This window comes from Turneriella parva DSM 21527 (genome assembly GCF_000266885.1).
Classification (GTDB): Bacteria; Spirochaetota; Leptospiria; order Turneriellales; family Turneriellaceae; genus Turneriella; species Turneriella parva.
Map to the genome: position 1 here is coordinate 2960608 of NC_018020.1, position 16669 is coordinate 2977276.

19 protein-coding genes are annotated in these 16669 nt (G+C 54.9%); 8 read left to right on the plus strand and 11 right to left on the minus strand.

Features of this window, described 5'->3' with window-relative positions:
* The first annotated feature begins 11 nt into the window (after positions 1-11).
* Genes TURPA_RS23800 through murD form a run of 4 tightly spaced genes read left to right on the plus strand, consistent with a single transcriptional unit; the run spans position 12 to position 3875 of the window.
* Entirely contained in the window at positions 12-326 is a 315-nt protein-coding gene (locus TURPA_RS23800) for a hypothetical protein (RefSeq protein ID WP_169314424.1), read from the plus strand.
* Between the two features lie 32 nt (positions 327-358).
* Positions 359-1996, plus strand: coding sequence for a CTP synthase (locus TURPA_RS14140; RefSeq protein ID WP_014803984.1), 1638 nt, complete (start codon positions 359-361; stop codon positions 1994-1996).
* On the plus strand, positions 1996-2457 hold the full coding sequence (locus TURPA_RS14145) for a PaaI family thioesterase (RefSeq protein ID WP_014803985.1): 462 nt from the start codon (positions 1996-1998) through the stop codon (positions 2455-2457). The genes TURPA_RS14140 and TURPA_RS14145 overlap by 1 nt, the downstream gene beginning before the upstream one ends.
* A 2-nt stretch (positions 2458-2459) precedes the next feature.
* Positions 2460-3875: a UDP-N-acetylmuramoyl-L-alanine--D-glutamate ligase gene (gene murD / locus TURPA_RS14150; protein ID WP_014803986.1), complete on the plus strand. Its 1416-nt coding sequence runs from the start codon at positions 2460-2462 to the stop codon at positions 3873-3875.
* Positions 3876-3884: 9 nt separating this feature from the next.
* On the opposite strand, the gene TURPA_RS22060 is transcribed toward murD, so the two are convergent.
* The 8 genes from TURPA_RS22060 to trxB form a co-directional block, all read right to left on the minus strand.
* Positions 3885-4340, minus strand: coding sequence for a hypothetical protein (locus TURPA_RS22060; protein ID WP_014803987.1), 456 nt, complete (start codon positions 4338-4340; stop codon positions 3885-3887).
* A 20-nt stretch (positions 4341-4360) separates the two neighbouring features.
* Entirely contained in the window at positions 4361-5620 is a 1260-nt protein-coding gene (locus TURPA_RS14160) for an argininosuccinate synthase (protein WP_014803988.1), read from the minus strand.
* A 46-nt stretch (positions 5621-5666) separates the two neighbouring features.
* Entirely contained in the window at positions 5667-7298 is a 1632-nt protein-coding gene (locus tag TURPA_RS14165; RefSeq protein WP_014803989.1) for an NHL repeat-containing protein, read from the minus strand.
* 46 nt (positions 7299-7344) lie between these two features.
* A complete protein-coding gene (locus TURPA_RS23470) occupies positions 7345-7509 on the minus strand; it encodes a hypothetical protein (protein ID WP_014803990.1) in 165 nt (54 codons plus the stop codon).
* A gap of 61 nt (positions 7510-7570) precedes the next feature.
* Positions 7571-8629 carry an NADH-quinone oxidoreductase subunit NuoH gene (nuoH, locus tag TURPA_RS14170; RefSeq protein ID WP_014803991.1) on the minus strand — a complete coding sequence of 353 codons (1059 nt, stop codon included), beginning with the start codon at positions 8627-8629 and terminating at the stop codon, positions 7571-7573.
* A 98-nt stretch (positions 8630-8727) separates the two neighbouring features.
* Complete coding sequence (locus TURPA_RS22065; RefSeq protein WP_053332204.1) at positions 8728-9678, minus strand: hypothetical protein; 951 nt, start codon at positions 9676-9678, stop codon at positions 8728-8730.
* 6 nt (positions 9679-9684) lie between these two features.
* Entirely contained in the window at positions 9685-10608 is a 924-nt protein-coding gene (locus TURPA_RS14180) for a branched-chain amino acid transaminase (protein ID WP_014803993.1), read from the minus strand.
* Between the two features lie 9 nt (positions 10609-10617).
* Positions 10618-11577 carry a thioredoxin-disulfide reductase gene (gene trxB / locus TURPA_RS14185; RefSeq protein WP_014803994.1) on the minus strand — a complete coding sequence of 320 codons (960 nt, stop codon included), beginning with the start codon at positions 11575-11577 and terminating at the stop codon, positions 10618-10620.
* Positions 11578-11624: 47 nt separating this feature from the next.
* On the opposite strand from trxB, the gene TURPA_RS14190 reads away from it, so the two are divergent.
* Positions 11625-12251, plus strand: coding sequence for a hypothetical protein (locus TURPA_RS14190; protein ID WP_157210507.1), 627 nt, complete (start codon positions 11625-11627; stop codon positions 12249-12251).
* 4 nt (positions 12252-12255) lie between these two features.
* Positions 12256-12669, plus strand: coding sequence for a hypothetical protein (locus TURPA_RS14195; RefSeq protein WP_014803996.1), 414 nt, complete (start codon positions 12256-12258; stop codon positions 12667-12669).
* On the opposite strand, the gene TURPA_RS14200 is transcribed toward TURPA_RS14195, so the two are convergent.
* Positions 12666-13631, minus strand: coding sequence for a tetratricopeptide repeat protein (locus tag TURPA_RS14200; RefSeq protein WP_014803997.1), 966 nt, complete (start codon positions 13629-13631; stop codon positions 12666-12668). The genes TURPA_RS14195 and TURPA_RS14200 overlap by 4 nt on opposite strands.
* Before the next feature lies 1 nt (position 13632).
* Positions 13633-13941 carry a membrane protein insertion efficiency factor YidD gene (yidD, locus tag TURPA_RS14205; RefSeq protein ID WP_245536791.1) on the minus strand — a complete coding sequence of 103 codons (309 nt, stop codon included), beginning with the start codon at positions 13939-13941 and terminating at the stop codon, positions 13633-13635.
* 133 nt (positions 13942-14074) lie between these two features.
* On the opposite strand from yidD, the gene TURPA_RS23895 reads away from it, so the two are divergent.
* Together TURPA_RS23895 and TURPA_RS14215 are read left to right on the plus strand one after the other, a co-directional pair.
* Positions 14075-14764, plus strand: a complete 690-nt coding sequence (locus tag TURPA_RS23895; RefSeq protein ID WP_014803999.1) for a hypothetical protein — start codon at positions 14075-14077, stop codon at positions 14762-14764.
* Positions 14765-14773: 9 nt separating this feature from the next.
* Entirely contained in the window at positions 14774-15871 is a 1098-nt protein-coding gene (locus tag TURPA_RS14215; RefSeq protein WP_014804000.1) for a hypothetical protein, read from the plus strand.
* Positions 15872-15919: 48 nt separating this feature from the next.
* Here the strand turns inward: TURPA_RS14215 and TURPA_RS14220 are convergent, their stop codons facing one another.
* Complete coding sequence (locus tag TURPA_RS14220; protein WP_014804001.1) at positions 15920-16669, minus strand: hypothetical protein; 750 nt, start codon at positions 16667-16669, stop codon at positions 15920-15922.

A 16669-nucleotide genomic window follows, 5' to 3' on the forward strand; every position in this document is an offset into this window, starting at 1 on the left:
TGCACAGGCATATGGTTTGTTTCTACGGTGAGGATATCAAACTTGTGCGGTTGGCGGCCTTGGAGATGGGAGTTACTGTTTCGACGCTTGTGCGGCTTGCGTTAATGCTCTATCTGCCACGGCTTGAAATGGAAATCCATAACGAAAAGGCCGTCACTGCTCAAGAACTTTTTTGGCTTGGCATCAAACGCTGGATACAAGTCGCGCAGACAAAAATCAATAACCTAGGCGTACCCACATTTCGCCATTTCAGCTTTAGTTCTTTTCCACCCACCAACTGGTGGGGCAGGCGTATGCCAGATAACCCCTTTTCGTTTTCCTTTTGACGGTGCATTCGGGTTGGAGACATAATCCGTAGGTGAAAAAAGTGCGCTACATCTTCATGACGGGTGGGGTGGCCAGCTCACTCGGCAAGGGCGTGTCCATCGCCTCTATCGGTGCGCTGCTCGAGGCGCGTGGGTTTAAGGTGACGATTCAAAAACTCGACCCTTATATCAATATTGACCCCGGCACGATGAGCCCGTTTCAGCACGGTGAGGTTTACGTGACCGAAGACGGCGCCGAAACTGACCTCGACCTCGGCTATTACGAGCGCTTTACGAGCGCCGTTCTGGGCCGCGAAAATTCGGTTTCAACGGGGCAGATCTACCACAGCGTTATTTCGCGAGAGCGCCGTGGCGAATACCTGGGCCGCACCGTGCAGGTGATTCCGCATATCACCAACGAGATCAAGAACCGCATTTTGTTGCTCTCGCAGATGGATAGCGAGTTGGATTTCATACTTGTCGAAATTGGCGGCACTGTCGGCGATATCGAGTCAGTTCCGTTTCTCGAAGCAATCCGCCAGTTTCGTCTCGACCAGGGGCAAGATAACACGATGTTCATTCATTTAACCCTGGTGCCTTCGATTACGAAAGGCGGGGAGATCAAGACAAAACCAACACAGCACTCTGTGAAAGAGCTGCAGCAGCAGGGTATTCAGCCAGACATTCTGCTCTGCCGCACCGTTGAACCCCTCGAAGCCGAAGTGAAAGAGAAAATTTCGCTCTTTTGTAACGTCTCGCCAAACCGCGTGTTCTCGGCGCCCGACATCGATCACACGATCTATGAGATTCCGCAGATTTTTCACAGTGAAAACCTCGATGCAGAGATAATCAATTACTTTCGCATGGAAAGCAAGTCGGGCGAATACTTGCTCGATCTGAATCCGATGCTCGCGAAATGGGAACAGGTCGTCGATGTCTTTGTAAATCCACGCCATCATGTCAAAATTGCGGTGGTGGGCAAATACATGGCGCTGCACGACGCGTACCGCTCGCTCTACGAGGCGATGACGCATGGCGGCTTTCCGAAAAAGATTTCTGTCGAGTTCACGAAAATCGATTCTGAAAAAGTCGATGCCGAGAACTACCGGCATTTGCTCAAAGAAGCGAATGGCATTTTAGTACCGGGCGGCTTTGGCGAGCGCGGCGTCGAAGGTAAGCTTCTCGCGATTCGGTATGCGCGCGAAAACAAGGTGCCATATTTCGGCATTTGCCTGGGTATGCAGTGCGCAGTCATCGAGTTCGCGCGCAATGTGCTCGGCTACAAAGATGCGCATTCGACCGAGTTTGACCCTGATTCGCCATACCCGGTAATCAGCCTCATGGAAGAGCAGACAGCAATTGTGAATAAGGGTGGTACGATGCGGCTGGGGGCTTACCCGTGCAAACTGCGCGAAGGTTCGCTGATCGCCGAGGCCTATATGCAGCAGGTGATTCAAGAACGCCATCGGCATCGTTTCGAGTTTAACAACAAATACCGGTCGGCGTTCGAGAATGCGGGTCTGCGCCTTTCGGGGCTTTCACCCGACGAGACGCTTGTCGAAACGGTTGAGTTAGACCGGGCCGCACATCCGTTTTTTGTCGGTACGCAGTACCACCCTGAATTCAAGTCCAAGCCGCTCTCGCCACACCCGCTCTTCAAGCGTTTCATCGAAAAGAGTGCAGGGCTCTAGTGGTTTTTGCCGACCGCCAGAAGTCAGAAGACGAGCTGCAGCTGCTGTGGCGTGAAATGAATGCCATGAAAGCGAAAGCGGCGATGCCGCTTGAATTGCCGCCTCCTTGCTTTCACGATATGCAGGGTGAATTCTTGCGTTACAATTCGCGCAAGGCCATTCTTGTGGGTTTTCCGGTTCTGGCAAAACAACTGAACCCGATCGGCGTCATGCAGGGTGGTTATATTGCTGCGGCTTTCGACAATACTCTGGGGCCATTATCGTATCTGGCAGCACAGAAGCCCGCAGTGACACTCGACATGACGCAGACCTATCTGCGCGCCGCGAAACTCGATGAACGCATATACTGCGAGGCAGAGGTCGTCGCGCGAGGCCTCAAGACTCTCTATATGACTGCGTCGCTTTTCGATGCGCGCGGCAAGCTTGTTGCCACCGCGCAGACTCAAATTCTGATACTTTGATTATGGCGAAGCGGTTTTTGCTCATCGGGGCCGGTGGCAAAACCGGTGAATCGTACGCGCGGCTGCTGCAGTCTCACGGGCACTTTGTGCTCTGGTACGACAAGAATGCCGAGGTGAGGCCCACGGGGCTCGACGAGGGCCTGCTTGAACATATACCTTCTGACTCGCTCGTCTGGGAAAATCTGAAAGACCGTTTCGATGTGCTGACTTTGACACCAGGTGTACCGCTTCGCCACCCGTTTGTTTTAACGGCACGTCAAAAAGGCAAGAACGTCATCAGCGAAGTTGCCTATTGTGCGCCATACCTGAAGAGCATGCGCATCATCGGTATCACGGGTACCGATGGCAAGAGCACGACCACGACGCTTGCAGCCCAGCTCATCAGGCTATCGGGTGAAAAAGGAGTCGAGTGCGGCAACTTCGGTTTGCCTCTATCTGAAATTGCCTTGAACCAGGCGGGCTTTATCGGCGCGATTTTAGTCTGTGAGCTTTCAAGCTACCAGCTCGAAGAGCCGGGAGACCTTGCGCTTGACGCGGCAATTTATTTGAACCTCGCGCCCGATCATCTGAATCGTTATTCAGGCATCGAAGAATACGGGCTCGCGAAATGGAATATCGCTAAACTGCTGAAGCCCGCCGCTCCCCTGATTGTTACCACAGCTTTGCTGCCTGAAAATACTGAACTTTGGCAGGGTGTGCATCCTTTGCTGAAATTCGACGGCCCTGTCATTTCGATCGATACGCAAAACCTGCACAGCAAGAATTTTCAGATTATCGGCGACAATATCTGCGACGCCGCGCAGCATATTCTCGCGCCTGTTTCAGGCTTGGCTATTTCGGGCCACCACAACCTTGCCAATCTGCTCTTCGCGCTTGAGGCAGTTTCGGCTTTGCGGGCATCTGATCTCGAGGCTCATCTCGCCGGTATTGTTGCGAAGCTGACGGCTTTGCCGCACCGCTTTGAAAGCATCAGGCAGGTTGTGTATCCGCAGATGCACTTCATCAACGACAGCAAGGCGACGACAACGCAGGCAGCGATCACTGCGCTCGAAAATTCGGCGCCGCCGGTTTTCATGCTGCTCGGCGGGCAGGGTAAAGGCGAAAGCTATAAAGAATTAGGACTCAGACTGAAACTAAAAGACGCCCACGCGCTCATTTATGGCGAGTGCCGTAACGACATGGCACGGGATTTTCGGGAGATCGGCTTTGAAAAATTTACGCTGCATGAAAACCTGTTCAAGGCTTTTCATACCGCAAAGCGCCTCGTGCTGCAGCGTGGTCTGAATTCAGCGACAGTTCTGCTCGCGCCCGCCGCAACTTCATGGGATCAATTCAAGAGTTTCGAAGAACGCGGAGACTATTTTCGTAGTCTCGTTGCCGGCCTTAGCTCTGGCGGGGCGCGGTTCGAGACCCTTTAGACAGAATTGCTAAAGAATAGTTACCGATTGCAGAATTCTACCGACATTTGCCGCTTCTTCGGCTTCGGGCTCGCCCTTGCAATTATACAGGGCGAGCACGAAAATACTGCCGCGTTCGGCCATAAGAATCAGGTAGAAGTGGCCGCCGCTGCGGTATTCACACGCACCCATGAGAGTTTTGTCACGTTCGAAAAACTGTGCGCCTTCGTCAGAAATGCCCTGTTTACTCAGAAATATGCGTAGCTTCTCGTTCAGGGTTTTACCCACCATGAAAGGCGATTGTTTGATCAGATCGGCATTTGGCGCGCCTACCTGGTTAACTGCAAACACCTGCAGCGCGCCGCCATAGGGGTTGATGCCGTCAAAAAAGCTGGGTATGCCCTCTATAACTTCCATTTCCCACGTGCGGGGGTATTGCAGAGAATACCAGTTTTCGGGCGAAACAAAAGTCTGCGTCGAAGCCATAATTTAACGCTCGCCGGCGGTCAGCCATCCCTGTCTGCGACGAGCCCGGCGACATCGTGTTGCCCTGCAATGAGCTTCTTATAGTCTGAGTAAGAGTTTCGCGCCGTGAGCGCAAAAAGTTTGATAAAGCCCTCGGCATCGAATTGGTTGTACACGTTCTCTTTTTCAAAAGAAGCCAGCGCTGCGCTGTAGAGCGAGTTTGGCGACTTGCGGGCGATAACCTGCGCGCTGCCCTTGTACAGCTTCACTTTTACAGTGCCGTTGACCGCGCGGTTCGTCTGGTCGACGAATGCCTGCAGCGCCTCGCGTTCGGGGGTGAACCACTGGCCGTTATAAACCAGGCGCGCATACTTGAGACTCAGCTCGTCTTTCAGGTGCTGCAGGTTGCGTTCGAGCGTAATCGATTCGAGATCGCGGTGTGCGATGTGTAGAATTGTACCGCCGGGTGTTTCATACACGCCGCGTGACTTGATGCCGACAAGTCGGTTTTCAACTATATCAACCCTGCCGACGCCATGTTCGCCGCCGACTTTGTTGAGGTGCATGAGCAGTTCGAAAGGAGCCATTTTCTTGCCGTTCACCGCAACCGCATTACCATTGACAAATTCGATTTCAAGAATTTCGGCTTTGTCGGGCGCTTGGTCGGCGCTTTTGGTGAGAATGAACATATCTTCTTTGTATTCATGCCAGGGGTCTTCGAGAACGCCGCCTTCGTAGCTGATGTGCAGCGCGTTGCGGTCCATGGAGTACGGCTTCTCTGCCGAAGCCGTCACCGGAATGTTCTCTTCTTTTGCATAGCGTATCAGGTCTTCGCGACCTTTGAAATCCCACGTGCGCCACGGCGCGACAATCTTGAGGTCGGGCTTCAGCGCCATGAACGTAAGCTCAAAGCGTACCTGATCGTTGCCCTTGCCCGTCGCACCGTGCGCCACTGCGTCGGCGCCTTCTTTCTGGGCAATTTCAACCTGGCGCTTGGCAATCAGAGGGCGCGCGATCGAGGTACCGAGCAGATAACGCATCTCATAGACGGCCGAAGCGCGCAGCATCGGAAAAACATATTCGCTGACAAACTCTGCGCGCAGATCTTCGACGTAACATTTCGAGGCGCCGGTACGCGCAGCTTTTTCTTCAAGACCGGTGAGTTCTTCTTCTTGCCCGATATCGGCGCAGTAAGCAATGACTTCGCATTTGTAGGTTTTTTTCGCCCAGTGCAGAATCACCGACGTGTCGAGCCCGCCGGAGTAGGCGAGCACCAACTTCTTGATTTCAGGTACTTTCATTCATCCGCTTCGCAGGGGCGAGACGGCGCGTAAATGAAAGTGGTGATCAATAGGGCAAAGCGATAACCTTTACGCGGTGATTGGCCTGGTCGGCCGCCCAAATGTAGCCGTTGTCGAAAATCAGCCCTTTGACGATATTGAAGGTGGTCTGCGTTGTGCCAGCGCCGCCTGAAATAAAATCGGTCTGCCCGAGCACGTGGGTCGCTGCAGGGTCGTCGGCATTGACTGGTAAATCATAGAAGAGTATACGGTTATTGCCCTGATCTGCGATGGCCAGTTTATTATTCTGCGCAACGATGCTGCGCGGCTGATTGAGGCTGTTGTTGGCTGGCTGCGCTGCGCCGCGGTTGGCAAGAGCAAAGTTCGGGCCGCTGTGGCCGATGACGAAATTTGCTCGCACGTCGGCACCAGTGGGTAACGCCGTATAGACGAGTACCCGGTGGTTACCGCCGTCCGCAACGTAAAGTCGCTGTGGGCTGCTTTGATCCGCAAACATGTCGTAAGGACTGTTCATGTAGCTGCTCTGAGTCGAATAATCGGTGCCGCTCGTCGTGGTCGCAGTATCGCCCTGGCCAATGGCAAAACTGGCCGAAGCTCCGGGGCCGGTTGGTATCGAGTTAAAGACGACGATGCGGTTATTTGCCTGATCTGCAATGTAGAGCCGCCCCTGAATCATCGAAGCAGCGGCGGGGCTGTTGAGCCTTGCTGCTGCGACCAGCGTGCCATTGTTGAGCACGCCGGTCGTAAAGCCTGGCTGACCAATTACCGTATTGGCGGCAACTCCATTCGTCTGCGGTACAGAATTGTAGATCAACACCCGATGGTTCATCAGGTCTGTCACGAACATGGTGCCGTTCGCAGATACGCTGACGTGCTGAGGCTGATCGAAACCCTGCGCACTGATCGCACCGCCGGCATTTGCCGCGGTGGTGAAACCTGTCGTGAAACCCGTCTGACCCACAACGACGTCAGCGGTTGCGGCATTCGACGTTGGCAACGAATTGAAAATGAGTATGCGGTGGTTGTCACGATCGGCGACAAAATACTTGAGCCGATAGCCATGGTTGGGGTCGATGTACACGCCATGCGAGTAGGGGCTATCGACACCATTGCCCGCGTATGGGCCGCCATTACCGTTGTTGCGGTTCTCTAGAACATTGGTCCAGTTTGTCTGAAAAAGCATGAATGCGGCGCTGGTTCCTGAGTTGATATTTGCACCGCCACCGCCGTTTTCATTGTAAAGGGTCGCCAAATTCAGCAGCACGGTGTCGAGTCCCGAGCTGAACGACCTGATCGCTGCAGTTGTCTTATAGGCTGCGGTATCTTGCATACAGATTGTTATCTGCCTGCCGTAGGTGGCGAGGTCATCATATGGCAATGATATCGCAGAGGCGACTGTGCTTCCCTTGCTCAGGTTGCCAGATACGTTTGTGCCGCCTGCAGCTTGTGTGCCAGAACAGCCAGCACCGTGCAGAACGCGGTAGCTTCCGTTACGGTCTGCCCGAAACGATATATCAAAGCTGACCTGGCGTGTGGCGACTGAGAAGGTCGGGTTTGCCGCAGTATCGCTGAGTATTTCGAGCTGAATTTCGCTGTCTTCATCGGCAAATTGGTGCAGGTATTGACCGCAGCCGGCTGCCACGAGGGCAATTAACGCAATAAAGCTGGCGCTCGGCATGTTCAATCTGTTACATGAGACGGCTGGCCGACAAGAGCTGCAACCATTATTTCTTTTTCAACACAAACCGTGCCATGGTGAAGATTGATACAGCAAGGCAGAGGGCAAAGCCGGCGATATTGAAGGGTGTTGCCTCTTCAGACATACGAAAGCCGAATATCAGCAGCGGTATCTTGATAAATATGACGGAGTTCAGAAAGATTAAGACCATTTGCCGCACGTCGAGCGTTTGCTCTTCGTCACGGCCGGGCCTTTCACTATTTTCGGGCTCGTTAGGTATAATACACCCAAAAACCCGCGACGAGCAGGTTGGCCATCGCGATAGGCACGAGCTTTCTCCAGCCGAGGTTCATGAGCTGGTCGTAGCGAAAGCGCGGTATCGACCACCTCACCCACACAAACAGAAAAACGAACCCGAAGGCCTTCAAAAAGAACAGACCCGAGCCGATGAGCGGTGCATACCAGCTGGCCTTCACGGTCTCGGGCAAGAATGAGGGCAGGTTATAGCCGCCGAAGAAAAGCAGAGCCGCCAACAGCGAGAGCGTAATCATGTTCATGTATTCGGCGATAAAGAAGAGCGCGAACTTGAAGGCCCCGTATTCGGTGTGAAATCCTACCACGAGTTCGCTTTCTGCCTCGGCGAGGTCAAAAGGTAACCTGTTCGTTTCAGCGAACATGGTTACCAAGAAGACGACAAAGGCAATCGCGCCGGGTAAGGTGAAAATAAACCAGCCGTCTTGCTGCGCCTTGACGATGCGGGTCAGATCGAGGCTGCCAGCGAGAATCACGACAACTGCAAGGCTCAACGCGAGTGCGAGTTCGTAAGAAATCATCTGCGCCGTTGCGCGCACTGCGCCCAAAAGAGCGTACTTGTTATTGCTCGACCAGCCCGCTAGCATGATCCCGTAGACCGCGAGCGAAGCGACAGCAGACATGTAGAGCAGGCCGCCGTTTGGGTTCATTACCTGAAAAACAAAAGTCTTGTTGCCTGTCGCCGATTCGACAAATTCAGGCAGGTGCGTAATGACCGGTGAGAACGGAATCGCCGCCCAAAGCAAAATCGCCGTGGTCATTGAGAGCGCCGGCGCGAGTAGAAACAGCCATGCATCGGCATTTCTCGGTATCGTCTCTTGTTTGGTGAGAAACTTGATACCGTCTGCGAGAGGCTGCAACAGCCCCCAGAGCCCCGCGCGGTTCGGCCCGTAGCGGTCTTGAATATAACCTGCCCATTTACGTTCGAGCAGCGTATAATACGCGGCGCCGGTAATCATCGCCCCGAATATCAGAACTATTTTGATGATGACCCAGAGAATTTCGCTGTGATACCACATAGGTTTTGGGTCAGCCCGGCCTTTTCGTCGCGAGCGTCGAGCCTAAATGAACTGTAGCTTGCAGCAGCGTTTTACGCTGCAGGCCGCTACAATAGCCTTCAGCGAGCGCTCCAAAGCGGAAAAAAGCGAAAGTAGAAGCTGTAAAAAACCGCCTGCTGGTTGAGCGGGCGGTTGCCGAAGATGCGGGTTTCGAGCGATCTCAGGTAAGCACGAATGTGATCGGTGGCCTTGAGTGCGGCGGCAACCGGTATGCGGCTCAGCACAAGCGGCGCGAGCGGTGGCACATGGCCTTCTGTCAGGCGATCTCTCAGCGCTGCAAAAAAAGGTAAAACCGCAAACTTCAACGCCCGCGTCTGTACCGTAACGGTCTCTTTATCGAAGAGCTGGCGCGGTATTGAGTACAGAATTCTCTCAAGCGCCAGAAAATCATCGTTAGAGTAGGCTAGCGTATCGCAGGCAGCACGCGTTTCAGCGATGAGCTTTTCGGTCGCTTCGGGGTATTGCAGCATGAAATCGCGCACTCCCGCAAGGTGGTAGAACCTAAGCCAGCTGTCAGCGGGCAGCCCCTGCGGCGAGGGGGATAGATGGATGCGAGAAATCACGGCGCGTGACCTGATTGTCTCTTTCAGAATTTCTGCGGTCGGTACGCTCAGAAAATAGAAGTGCTTGGGTGCCGGTTCTTCGAGTGTTTTGAGCATTGCGGTTTCGGCTTCGTCTTTGATACCTGCGGCGTTCTGAAAGATGACGACGCGCGCCTTAGATTTCCACGGGGCATAGGGCAGAATCTTCTTCTGCAGGTGGCGAATGGTGCCGGGTGGCGTATCTTTCTCACTACCAATCAGCACAGTCTCGCCGGTGAATTCAATCAGGTCGGGGTGGCGGTTTTCGTGCACCAGCTGCGACGTCAGCGCCGCGCTGTCAGATTCTTCTCTGCGGTTTAAGTGCAGAATGTCGCAGCCGAGTTGCCTCAGCTCTGCCGCCTTCTCGGGAGACATGTCGCCCTCGAAGATAACGGTCTGCGGTGAATTTTCTGCGTTAATGCGCAGCACGCTCTTTCAATAGACCGGTGTCAGCCACTTCATGTACTGCGGTAGCTCACCGGATGCGTAGGCAAAAAATGTACTGCGCAATTTTTCAGTAATCGGGCCAATTTTGCCCTCGCCGATTTCCCGACGGTCGATGCTCTCAATCCACGCGATTTGAGCGCCCGTACCCGTGAAGAAAACCTCGTCAGCGACATAGAGCTCGGTGCGGCTGATGTCGCGTTCAATTGTTTCAATGCCAAGATCTGCGGCAATTTCGATCACCGTGCGGCGCGTGATGCCTTCGAGAATGGAAGACGAGGTGCCTGGTGTAATAAGCTTACCGCCCCTCACCAGAAAAATGTTTTCGGCAGAACCTTCAGAGACAAAACCACGGTGGTCGAGAAAGATCGCCTCGTCAAAACCGTTTTCGAGTGCTTCAGATTTCGCGAGGGCCGAGTTGATGTAGCCGCCCGTGGCCTTTGCCCGCGCAGGAATCTGGTTGTCTGAAAGGCGTGTCCACGATGAAACAGCGGCGCGCATGCCGCGCGTGGTATCGAGGTAGTCGTTCAGCGGAATTGCATACAGGGCAAATTTGTCTTCGACGTTATGCAGGCGGGGCGAGAGCGAAAGTTCTGACTTGTAGATGAAGGGGCGTAAGTAGCAGTTTTCGCGCCAGCCGCCGTCTTTCAGTAGTTTTACGGTGATGTCGCGAAATTCGCTGAACGGCATATTCCAGTGCATGCGCAAGATGCGACCCGATTGCGCAAGTCGTGCGTGGTGGTCTTCCAATCGCAGCAGATACAGGTTTTTTTTACCCTCATTGTAATAGGCGCGCATACCGCCAAAATAAGCTGTGCCATATTGCAGCGCGTGCGTGCGAATATTCAGGTTCGCATCTTTGAGCGCCACGAATTTGCCGTCGAACCAGGCGGGTTTACTTTCGAAATCCTGCATATTACTTTCTCAAGCTGTCTGTTTGGCCGCGTGGACACTTTCGAGATAACGCTCAGCTTCAATTGCCGCCTGGCAGCCCGAACCAGCGGCCGTGATGGCCTGACGGTAATAGTGATCTTTCACATCACCCGCGGCAAAAACGCCGGGTATGTTGGTCGCGGTGCGGTCTGGCTGTGTCACGAGATATCCCGTTTCATCCATGTTCAGCTGGCCCTTGAAGAGCGCGGTGTTGGGCACATGGCCGATGGCGATAAACAGCCCCTGTACGGCGAAGTCTTCGATGGCGCCGCTGCGGGTGTCTTTGAGTTTTACGCCGGTAACAGTGCCTGTCTGCGCTTCGCCATAAACCTCTGCAACCTCGACAAAGGTCTTGATGACTATCTTTGGGTTTGCCCTGGCGCGATCGATCATGATCTTGCTGGCACGAAACGTATCGCGCCGGTGCAGCAATGTCACTTTGCTGGCAAATTTCGTGAGAAAGTTGGCTTCTTCAAAGGCCGAGTCGCCGCCGCCGACAACGGCAACTTCTTTGCCGCGAAAGAAAAAACCATCGCAGGTGGCGCAGGCAGACACACCTTTGCCTTTGTACGCGAGCTCAGAGGGAATCCCCAGAAAGCGCGCGGTTGCGCCGGTGGCGACGATGACTGTGTCAGAGGTATAGGTCGTGCCCTCGGCGGTTATGCGAAATGGCGCCCCGCCCGAGAGTTCTGCTTTATCGGCGAGCACCGATTTGAGCTCTGCGCCGAACCTTTCGGCCTGGCCGCGAAAGTGGTCCATGAGTTCGGGGCCCTGAATACCCTGCGCAAACCCGGGAAAATTCTCGACCTCGCTCGTGATCATCAGCTGGCCGCCGCGTTCGATGCCTTCGAGCACGAGTGTTTTCAGGTTTGCCCGGCCGGCATAGATGGCCGCGGTATAGCCCGCAGGCCCTGAACCGATGATGATCGTGTCGTAATGGTTTGCGCTCATGATAGATGAAAATAACGGAAATTGACTCATGCGGACAATAAATAGTTATGCGACCCATTCTTCACCTGCCGAGGCATATGGAGAATCAGCCACTGTATCTGAAATTGTCTTTTCTGCACATACATTACCCGCAATCGGGGTTCACTGTGCTCAAACGTCACCTTGTGCTTTTAGTCGTCGCCGCTGCCGGTTTTTCGTGTACTGCGGGGGTAGCGCATTCGGTAAATGTGGTCTTGCCCACGCCACACCTGGGGCAGAAGGGCGCCGCCAAGCAGTTTGCGACACTGTTCTTTTTTACCGACCGCAACGTGCCCGATACCAGCATTGCCTACAACGCTCTGCTCGAAGGCAAGACCGCTGAGGCTTTGAATCTGCTGTCGCGCACCGAAGGCGGCAATCTGCCCGACGTGCAACGCGGCTACTGGCAGAACGATGTGGCCGTGTGCTTTATTCTCGAAGGCCGTTACCGCGAGGCCGACGAACTGCTCGTGCAGGCAGGCATGCTCACCGATGCCGAAGAGATTCGCCACAACCACCGCATCAGCGTTTACCTGAACGAATCGCATACAACGTATAAAAAGATGCAGCAGCCGCAGGTCGTTCCGGCCCCTGTGTCTGGCCAGACGCCGCAGCCCGAAGCCGGCAAACCGCAGGCGCAGCCAGAGAAAAAATAGGCGGATGTACCGCGTCTTCGCGCTGCTTATCGTCACTCTGCAACTCGGCGCCTGTGCCATGAGTGCGCCGGTCGACGAGAACTATTACGGTGGCACCGACAAGATCGCGGGGGGCCGTGCGCCGTCAGTGCCCGTCGTTACGTTTGATAAGGCGAACCTGCGGTTTGATTTCACCGCTTCGATCGACCCAGAATCGCAAGCAGAAGTACCGACCTATTTTATCTATGTCTACCCGTCAGTGCCGACAAAATTCTACGAAGCACGTTTCATCGACCGCGCGATCTCACCGCCCAGCCCGCGCAGCGTGTATCTCACTTCGGTTCCCTACAGCCCCATGACGGTGATTCTGACGGGCTTCGACGGCTATCGTGAGTCAGCGATAACCGGGCAGAACATGATTACGTTTGAATATCCCTAAAACCTTGTCTGAAATTGCAGTGCGATGTTGAGGCTTCTGAACTGGCGGTTCAGCTCTCTGAATTCAGCATCGCCCAGCTCTTCGTTATACTTGCGTGCAGTGCGGTAGCTTGAATAGGCCTGGCCGATGTACGCGCCCGTCGCGAAAGTGGTGAACAATATCGACTGTACGGTGCTCTCGCGCATAAAACCGTCATAGGCGAGAAACGCCGCCCCGCCGACAAGGCTCAGGCTCACGATACCGGTATCCCATTCGCCGAGAAAGAAATGGCCGCCACCCGGCAAAATCGCTGAGAAGAATACCGCCCAGAAAGGGCTCTTCGTCGAGAGCTTCTCTGCCTTCTCGAGTACCTCAATCGATTTCGCGAAAAAAGGTTCGTACTGAGGCAGCACGCTGGCCGTTTCGGGCGAGGGTTGTTTCGCCTTCCACGCGGTTTTTGCTGCCCTCATCTTTTCGAGCGATTCGGAAAATTTCTTATCGCCGGCATCGGCCATCGACGCGTAGATCGTGTAGTCGAGCAGATAGGGTTTGCCAGCGGGGTTTTCTTTCAGCTCGGCAAAAAGCCTTGCCGAATTTGAGTACTCCGCATTTTCATAATAGCTGAGCGCCATGAAGTTGTGCGCCAGAAATTTCAGCCTGCTGTCGGCCGAATCGGTGAGCGGCAAGAACTCATGCTTCGCCTGCGCAAACCTGCCGCCTTCGTAGTACATTTTACCTATCTGAAAATGCACCCATTCAAGTTTGTCGTACTGCGGAAAAAGATGAATCACCTTCTTGTATTCAGTGATCGCGCGGTAATAATCCTGTTCGTCGGCGAAGGCATCGGCGAGCTGCAAGAACGTCTGCGGCCGGGTGAAATCGGGCGCTTTCGCCGCTGCCTTGCTGGTCTTCACGCCGGCCGGCGCTTCGGCGAAGACCGCGGTGCCCAACGACAGAAAGAGTGCGGTGGCGAATCTTCGCATTTCAGTATTCAACAGGGGGATCTACCGGGTACTCGCGTTGGCCCGGGTGGCAGCGTATCAGCCTGTCTGTACCCATGACGATTCCCTTGAAAATGCCGAATTTGGCGACTGCCTCTGCAGTGTAGCGCGAGCACGTCGGGGTGTAACGGCAGGTCGAGCCGCTCAGGGGGCTGATATAGGCCTGGTAAAAGCGAATGAGTCCGTTGGTGGCAGGCGCCGCGTGGTGGTGTTCGGCGGGCAGCGCGTCTTGTGTCACCGGGTGAGAGCGGCTGAGGCTCCACGGGTCTTCAGCGTGCAGGGCTGTGCACACGATCAATAAACAGCTTCGCCAATACATCCGCCTCTGCGTACACCGGCAGAGACACGGCGCTGTCAATGGATAAACAACGCCGGATAATTCAATTTGGGTTGTGCGTTTACCGATTATCTAAAGGAGAGACTATATGCTGCGCATTATTACCCTGTATTGTATTGCCCTGGCGACCGCCGGGCAGCTGGCGGCGCTGCCGTTCAATTGGGAGCCAAAAGGCGAAGAGCCTGGCTTCAGCATCGATATTCCGGCGCAGTGGGCGCAGGCTTCACGGGCGCGCGACAAAGTCGCGAACGTCCATTTCGAAAAGAAAGACCGCGCGGGCCGCGTCGCGATTGAGGTTCGTGCCTATTCGAGCGACAGCGCCGAGCTCGAATCGCTGGTGCTGCAGCTGAGAACGCGACTTGCCGTGAAATATGACAGACTGTATCTGTTGAAGCGCAAAGAACTCAGCTTTCGCAAAGGTATAGAAAAACAGGTGTGGAGCGCGCGGGTCGGCAAGCAGCTTTACATCATCACGACTGCATTCGTCGTCTCTGACGATAAGGTGCTCCAACTTGTGTGCGTTGCACCGAAAAACCGCCAAAAAGAATACGAATATGTTTTCGATAACGCCTTGCTCTCGTTTGATTTCTCTGACGGCAGCGGCGGTGGTGGCAAGGCAGAAGAGGCTGCCGCACCTGAAGCAGCAGCCGCAGCCCCTGCGCCCGCGGCACCGGCAGCCCCTGCCGTACCGGGCGTCACGGTGACACCCCCGACCGTAACTACCCCCGCGGCACCGGCAGCACCGACGGGCACCAAGCCACCCAAGATCGAATTTTAAGAGGAAACCATGATAACGCAACGTAAATTTTTCACCGCATTCGTCTTCGTCTGTATCGCCGCCCTGTTCTCTGTGAGCGCGGCCGATGCCGATTCAGCCGAAGAATCATCGGGCGACGACTATGCCCTTTTAGGCAACGAAATGGCGGGCCTGTGGGAAGAAAAAGCCTGCGCCGCCGAACTCACCAGCAAATTCGAAGAACCCGTCATCTCGATAGCCTGCAATGCCGAGTATACCTCTGCCGAGCGCGACAAGGTACTCGACTACCTCTTTAAGAAGGGCTTTCAGTTTCGCAAAGAATCGTACGATGTGCGCGGCACGACCGGTCACTATTGGTACCGTTTTGATCGCCGCGACGGCAACCGCATCAAGGCTATTTATGTGCGCCTGCACGTCACCAGCCAGGGCGCGCTCTGGGGTTCTGTAAAACCACCGGCGCGCATTGCTGTCTACGTCGACAACCTTGCAACCGCAGACGAACTTACCGCCTGGCAGACGCTGGGTGTACCGCTGACCTTTGGCCTCAAAGCGGCTGATGGCGCAAAAGAGCTGTCGTCACAGATCGAAGAATACAAGCAAGAGGCGTGGCTTTCTCTCGACCTGCGCCAGGGGGCTTTTTCAGAGCCCGACCAGAGCGCATCGATCAAAGATGTTATCGAACAGGATATGATCGGCCCGCACATCAAAAATTCGCTCGAACAGACCGGTGATGTCTGGGGTTTCGTGATACGCGATCTGAATAATCTCACGACCACGGTGGCTTCGGCGCGCGCGATCTTCGCCGCGATGAAAGCCGAAGAGAAACGTTTTGTGCTGCTGCCGGCGCGCTACAACAAGGCTCTCGGCACCACTGCCAACGTTATGGACATGACCAATAAGCGCGTGACCTATGACATGACTGCGATGTGCGCGAAGACGCCTGCCAAAATCTGGCCGTTCTTGCGCGCCAATTCGGGCAAGGGTGATATGATCGTGAAGTTTCCTGCGAATGCAAAACGCTGCGCGCACACGCTCAGCAAGTCACTCAGGCGCGACGGTAAGTGGGATTTCAAAACCCTCAGCGTCATCTTCGGTTACAAAGAAGTCACGCCCGGTCGCGGCGAATAAACTTCTGCAGTCGTGGTTGCGGCGCAACCACGACACCTCTAATTGAAACTATTTCGGATTTTCAACGCGAACTGAGAATTGTCCGTTCTGCAGCGGAATGCGCGTACCGGGTTTCATGCCTTCGTTATAGATCAGCACGCCCGCAAACGTACCGTCGAGTCTGACAAGTTTGCCATTCACGTGCACCGGTGTCAGCCGCACCATAAAAGAGGTATCGCGGTATTTTTCTTCACGCATGATGCCGTCGCCGGTGTCGATGCGCTGCTGCCGGCTCTTGCCGACCCAGGTGGGCCTGTGCTGCACATACCGCACGCGCACTTTCTTGCGCCGGCGACCGTTTCCATGCCGGGCGCGCAGGCATGCATCTGTCATACCGTTGCCGCACTCTTTGCGGTCTTCGAAAGACCTGTCGTCGGGGTCTAGCTCTGTTTCGTTGGTCTCGATTTCTTCTTTTTTCGTATAGCGCATAAATTCATCGCGCGCGAGAGTCACATGTGGTGCCACGCTGTAGATGCCCTGCGCATTGACGATCACCGCCGACACAGCCGAAAAAGCAGAACTGAGGTCGACCGGCGCCTCGAGGCTGTTACCGTCGAGTTCTGCGGTAATCGCAAGCTGGCTGCGCGCAGCCTGGTCTTTCACGCCAATCACGAGCTGCAGCTTGCCGTGGCGCTTCACCAGCGCCGCCTGTGCACCGGTGAGCGTGTAGCTCTTGCCGGCTATCTGGTACGATACCCCACCCTCACCAGCGAAAACCGGCAGGGCGAGCAATAGAAACAATGCGGCGCGCACGAGCAT

Coding starts and splice junctions, on each gene's coding strand:
- TURPA_RS23800 (WP_169314424.1), top strand. CDS start 12: ATGGTTTGTTTCTACGGTGAGGATATCAAACTTGTGCGGTTGGCGGCC.
- murD (WP_014803986.1), top strand. CDS start 2,460: ATGGCGAAGCGGTTTTTGCTCATCGGGGCCGGTGGCAAAACCGGTGAA.
- TURPA_RS14215 (WP_014804000.1), top strand. CDS start 14,774: ATGATAACGCAACGTAAATTTTTCACCGCATTCGTCTTCGTCTGTATC.
- TURPA_RS14165 (WP_014803989.1), bottom strand. CDS start 7,298: ATGCCGAGCGCCAGCTTTATTGCGTTAATTGCCCTCGTGGCAGCCGGC.
- TURPA_RS14200 (WP_014803997.1), bottom strand. CDS start 13,631: ATGCGAAGATTCGCCACCGCACTCTTTCTGTCGTTGGGCACCGCGGTC.
- TURPA_RS14220 (WP_014804001.1), bottom strand. CDS start 16,669: ATGCTCGTGCGCGCCGCATTGTTTCTATTGCTCGCCCTGCCGGTTTTC.
- TURPA_RS23470 (WP_014803990.1), bottom strand. CDS start 7,509: ATGGTCTTAATCTTTCTGAACTCCGTCATATTTATCAAGATACCGCTG.
- TURPA_RS14195 (WP_014803996.1), top strand. CDS start 12,256: ATGTACCGCGTCTTCGCGCTGCTTATCGTCACTCTGCAACTCGGCGCC.
- TURPA_RS14180 (WP_014803993.1), bottom strand. CDS start 10,608: ATGCAGGATTTCGAAAGTAAACCCGCCTGGTTCGACGGCAAATTCGTG.
- trxB (WP_014803994.1), bottom strand. CDS start 11,577: ATGAGCGCAAACCATTACGACACGATCATCATCGGTTCAGGGCCTGCG.
- TURPA_RS23895 (WP_014803999.1), top strand. CDS start 14,075: ATGCTGCGCATTATTACCCTGTATTGTATTGCCCTGGCGACCGCCGGG.
- TURPA_RS22060 (WP_014803987.1), bottom strand. CDS start 4,340: ATGGCTTCGACGCAGACTTTTGTTTCGCCCGAAAACTGGTATTCTCTG.
- TURPA_RS14190 (WP_157210507.1), top strand. CDS start 11,625: ATGCGACCCATTCTTCACCTGCCGAGGCATATGGAGAATCAGCCACTG.
- nuoH (WP_014803991.1), bottom strand. CDS start 8,629: ATGTGGTATCACAGCGAAATTCTCTGGGTCATCATCAAAATAGTTCTG.
- TURPA_RS14160 (WP_014803988.1), bottom strand. CDS start 5,620: ATGAAAGTACCTGAAATCAAGAAGTTGGTGCTCGCCTACTCCGGCGGG.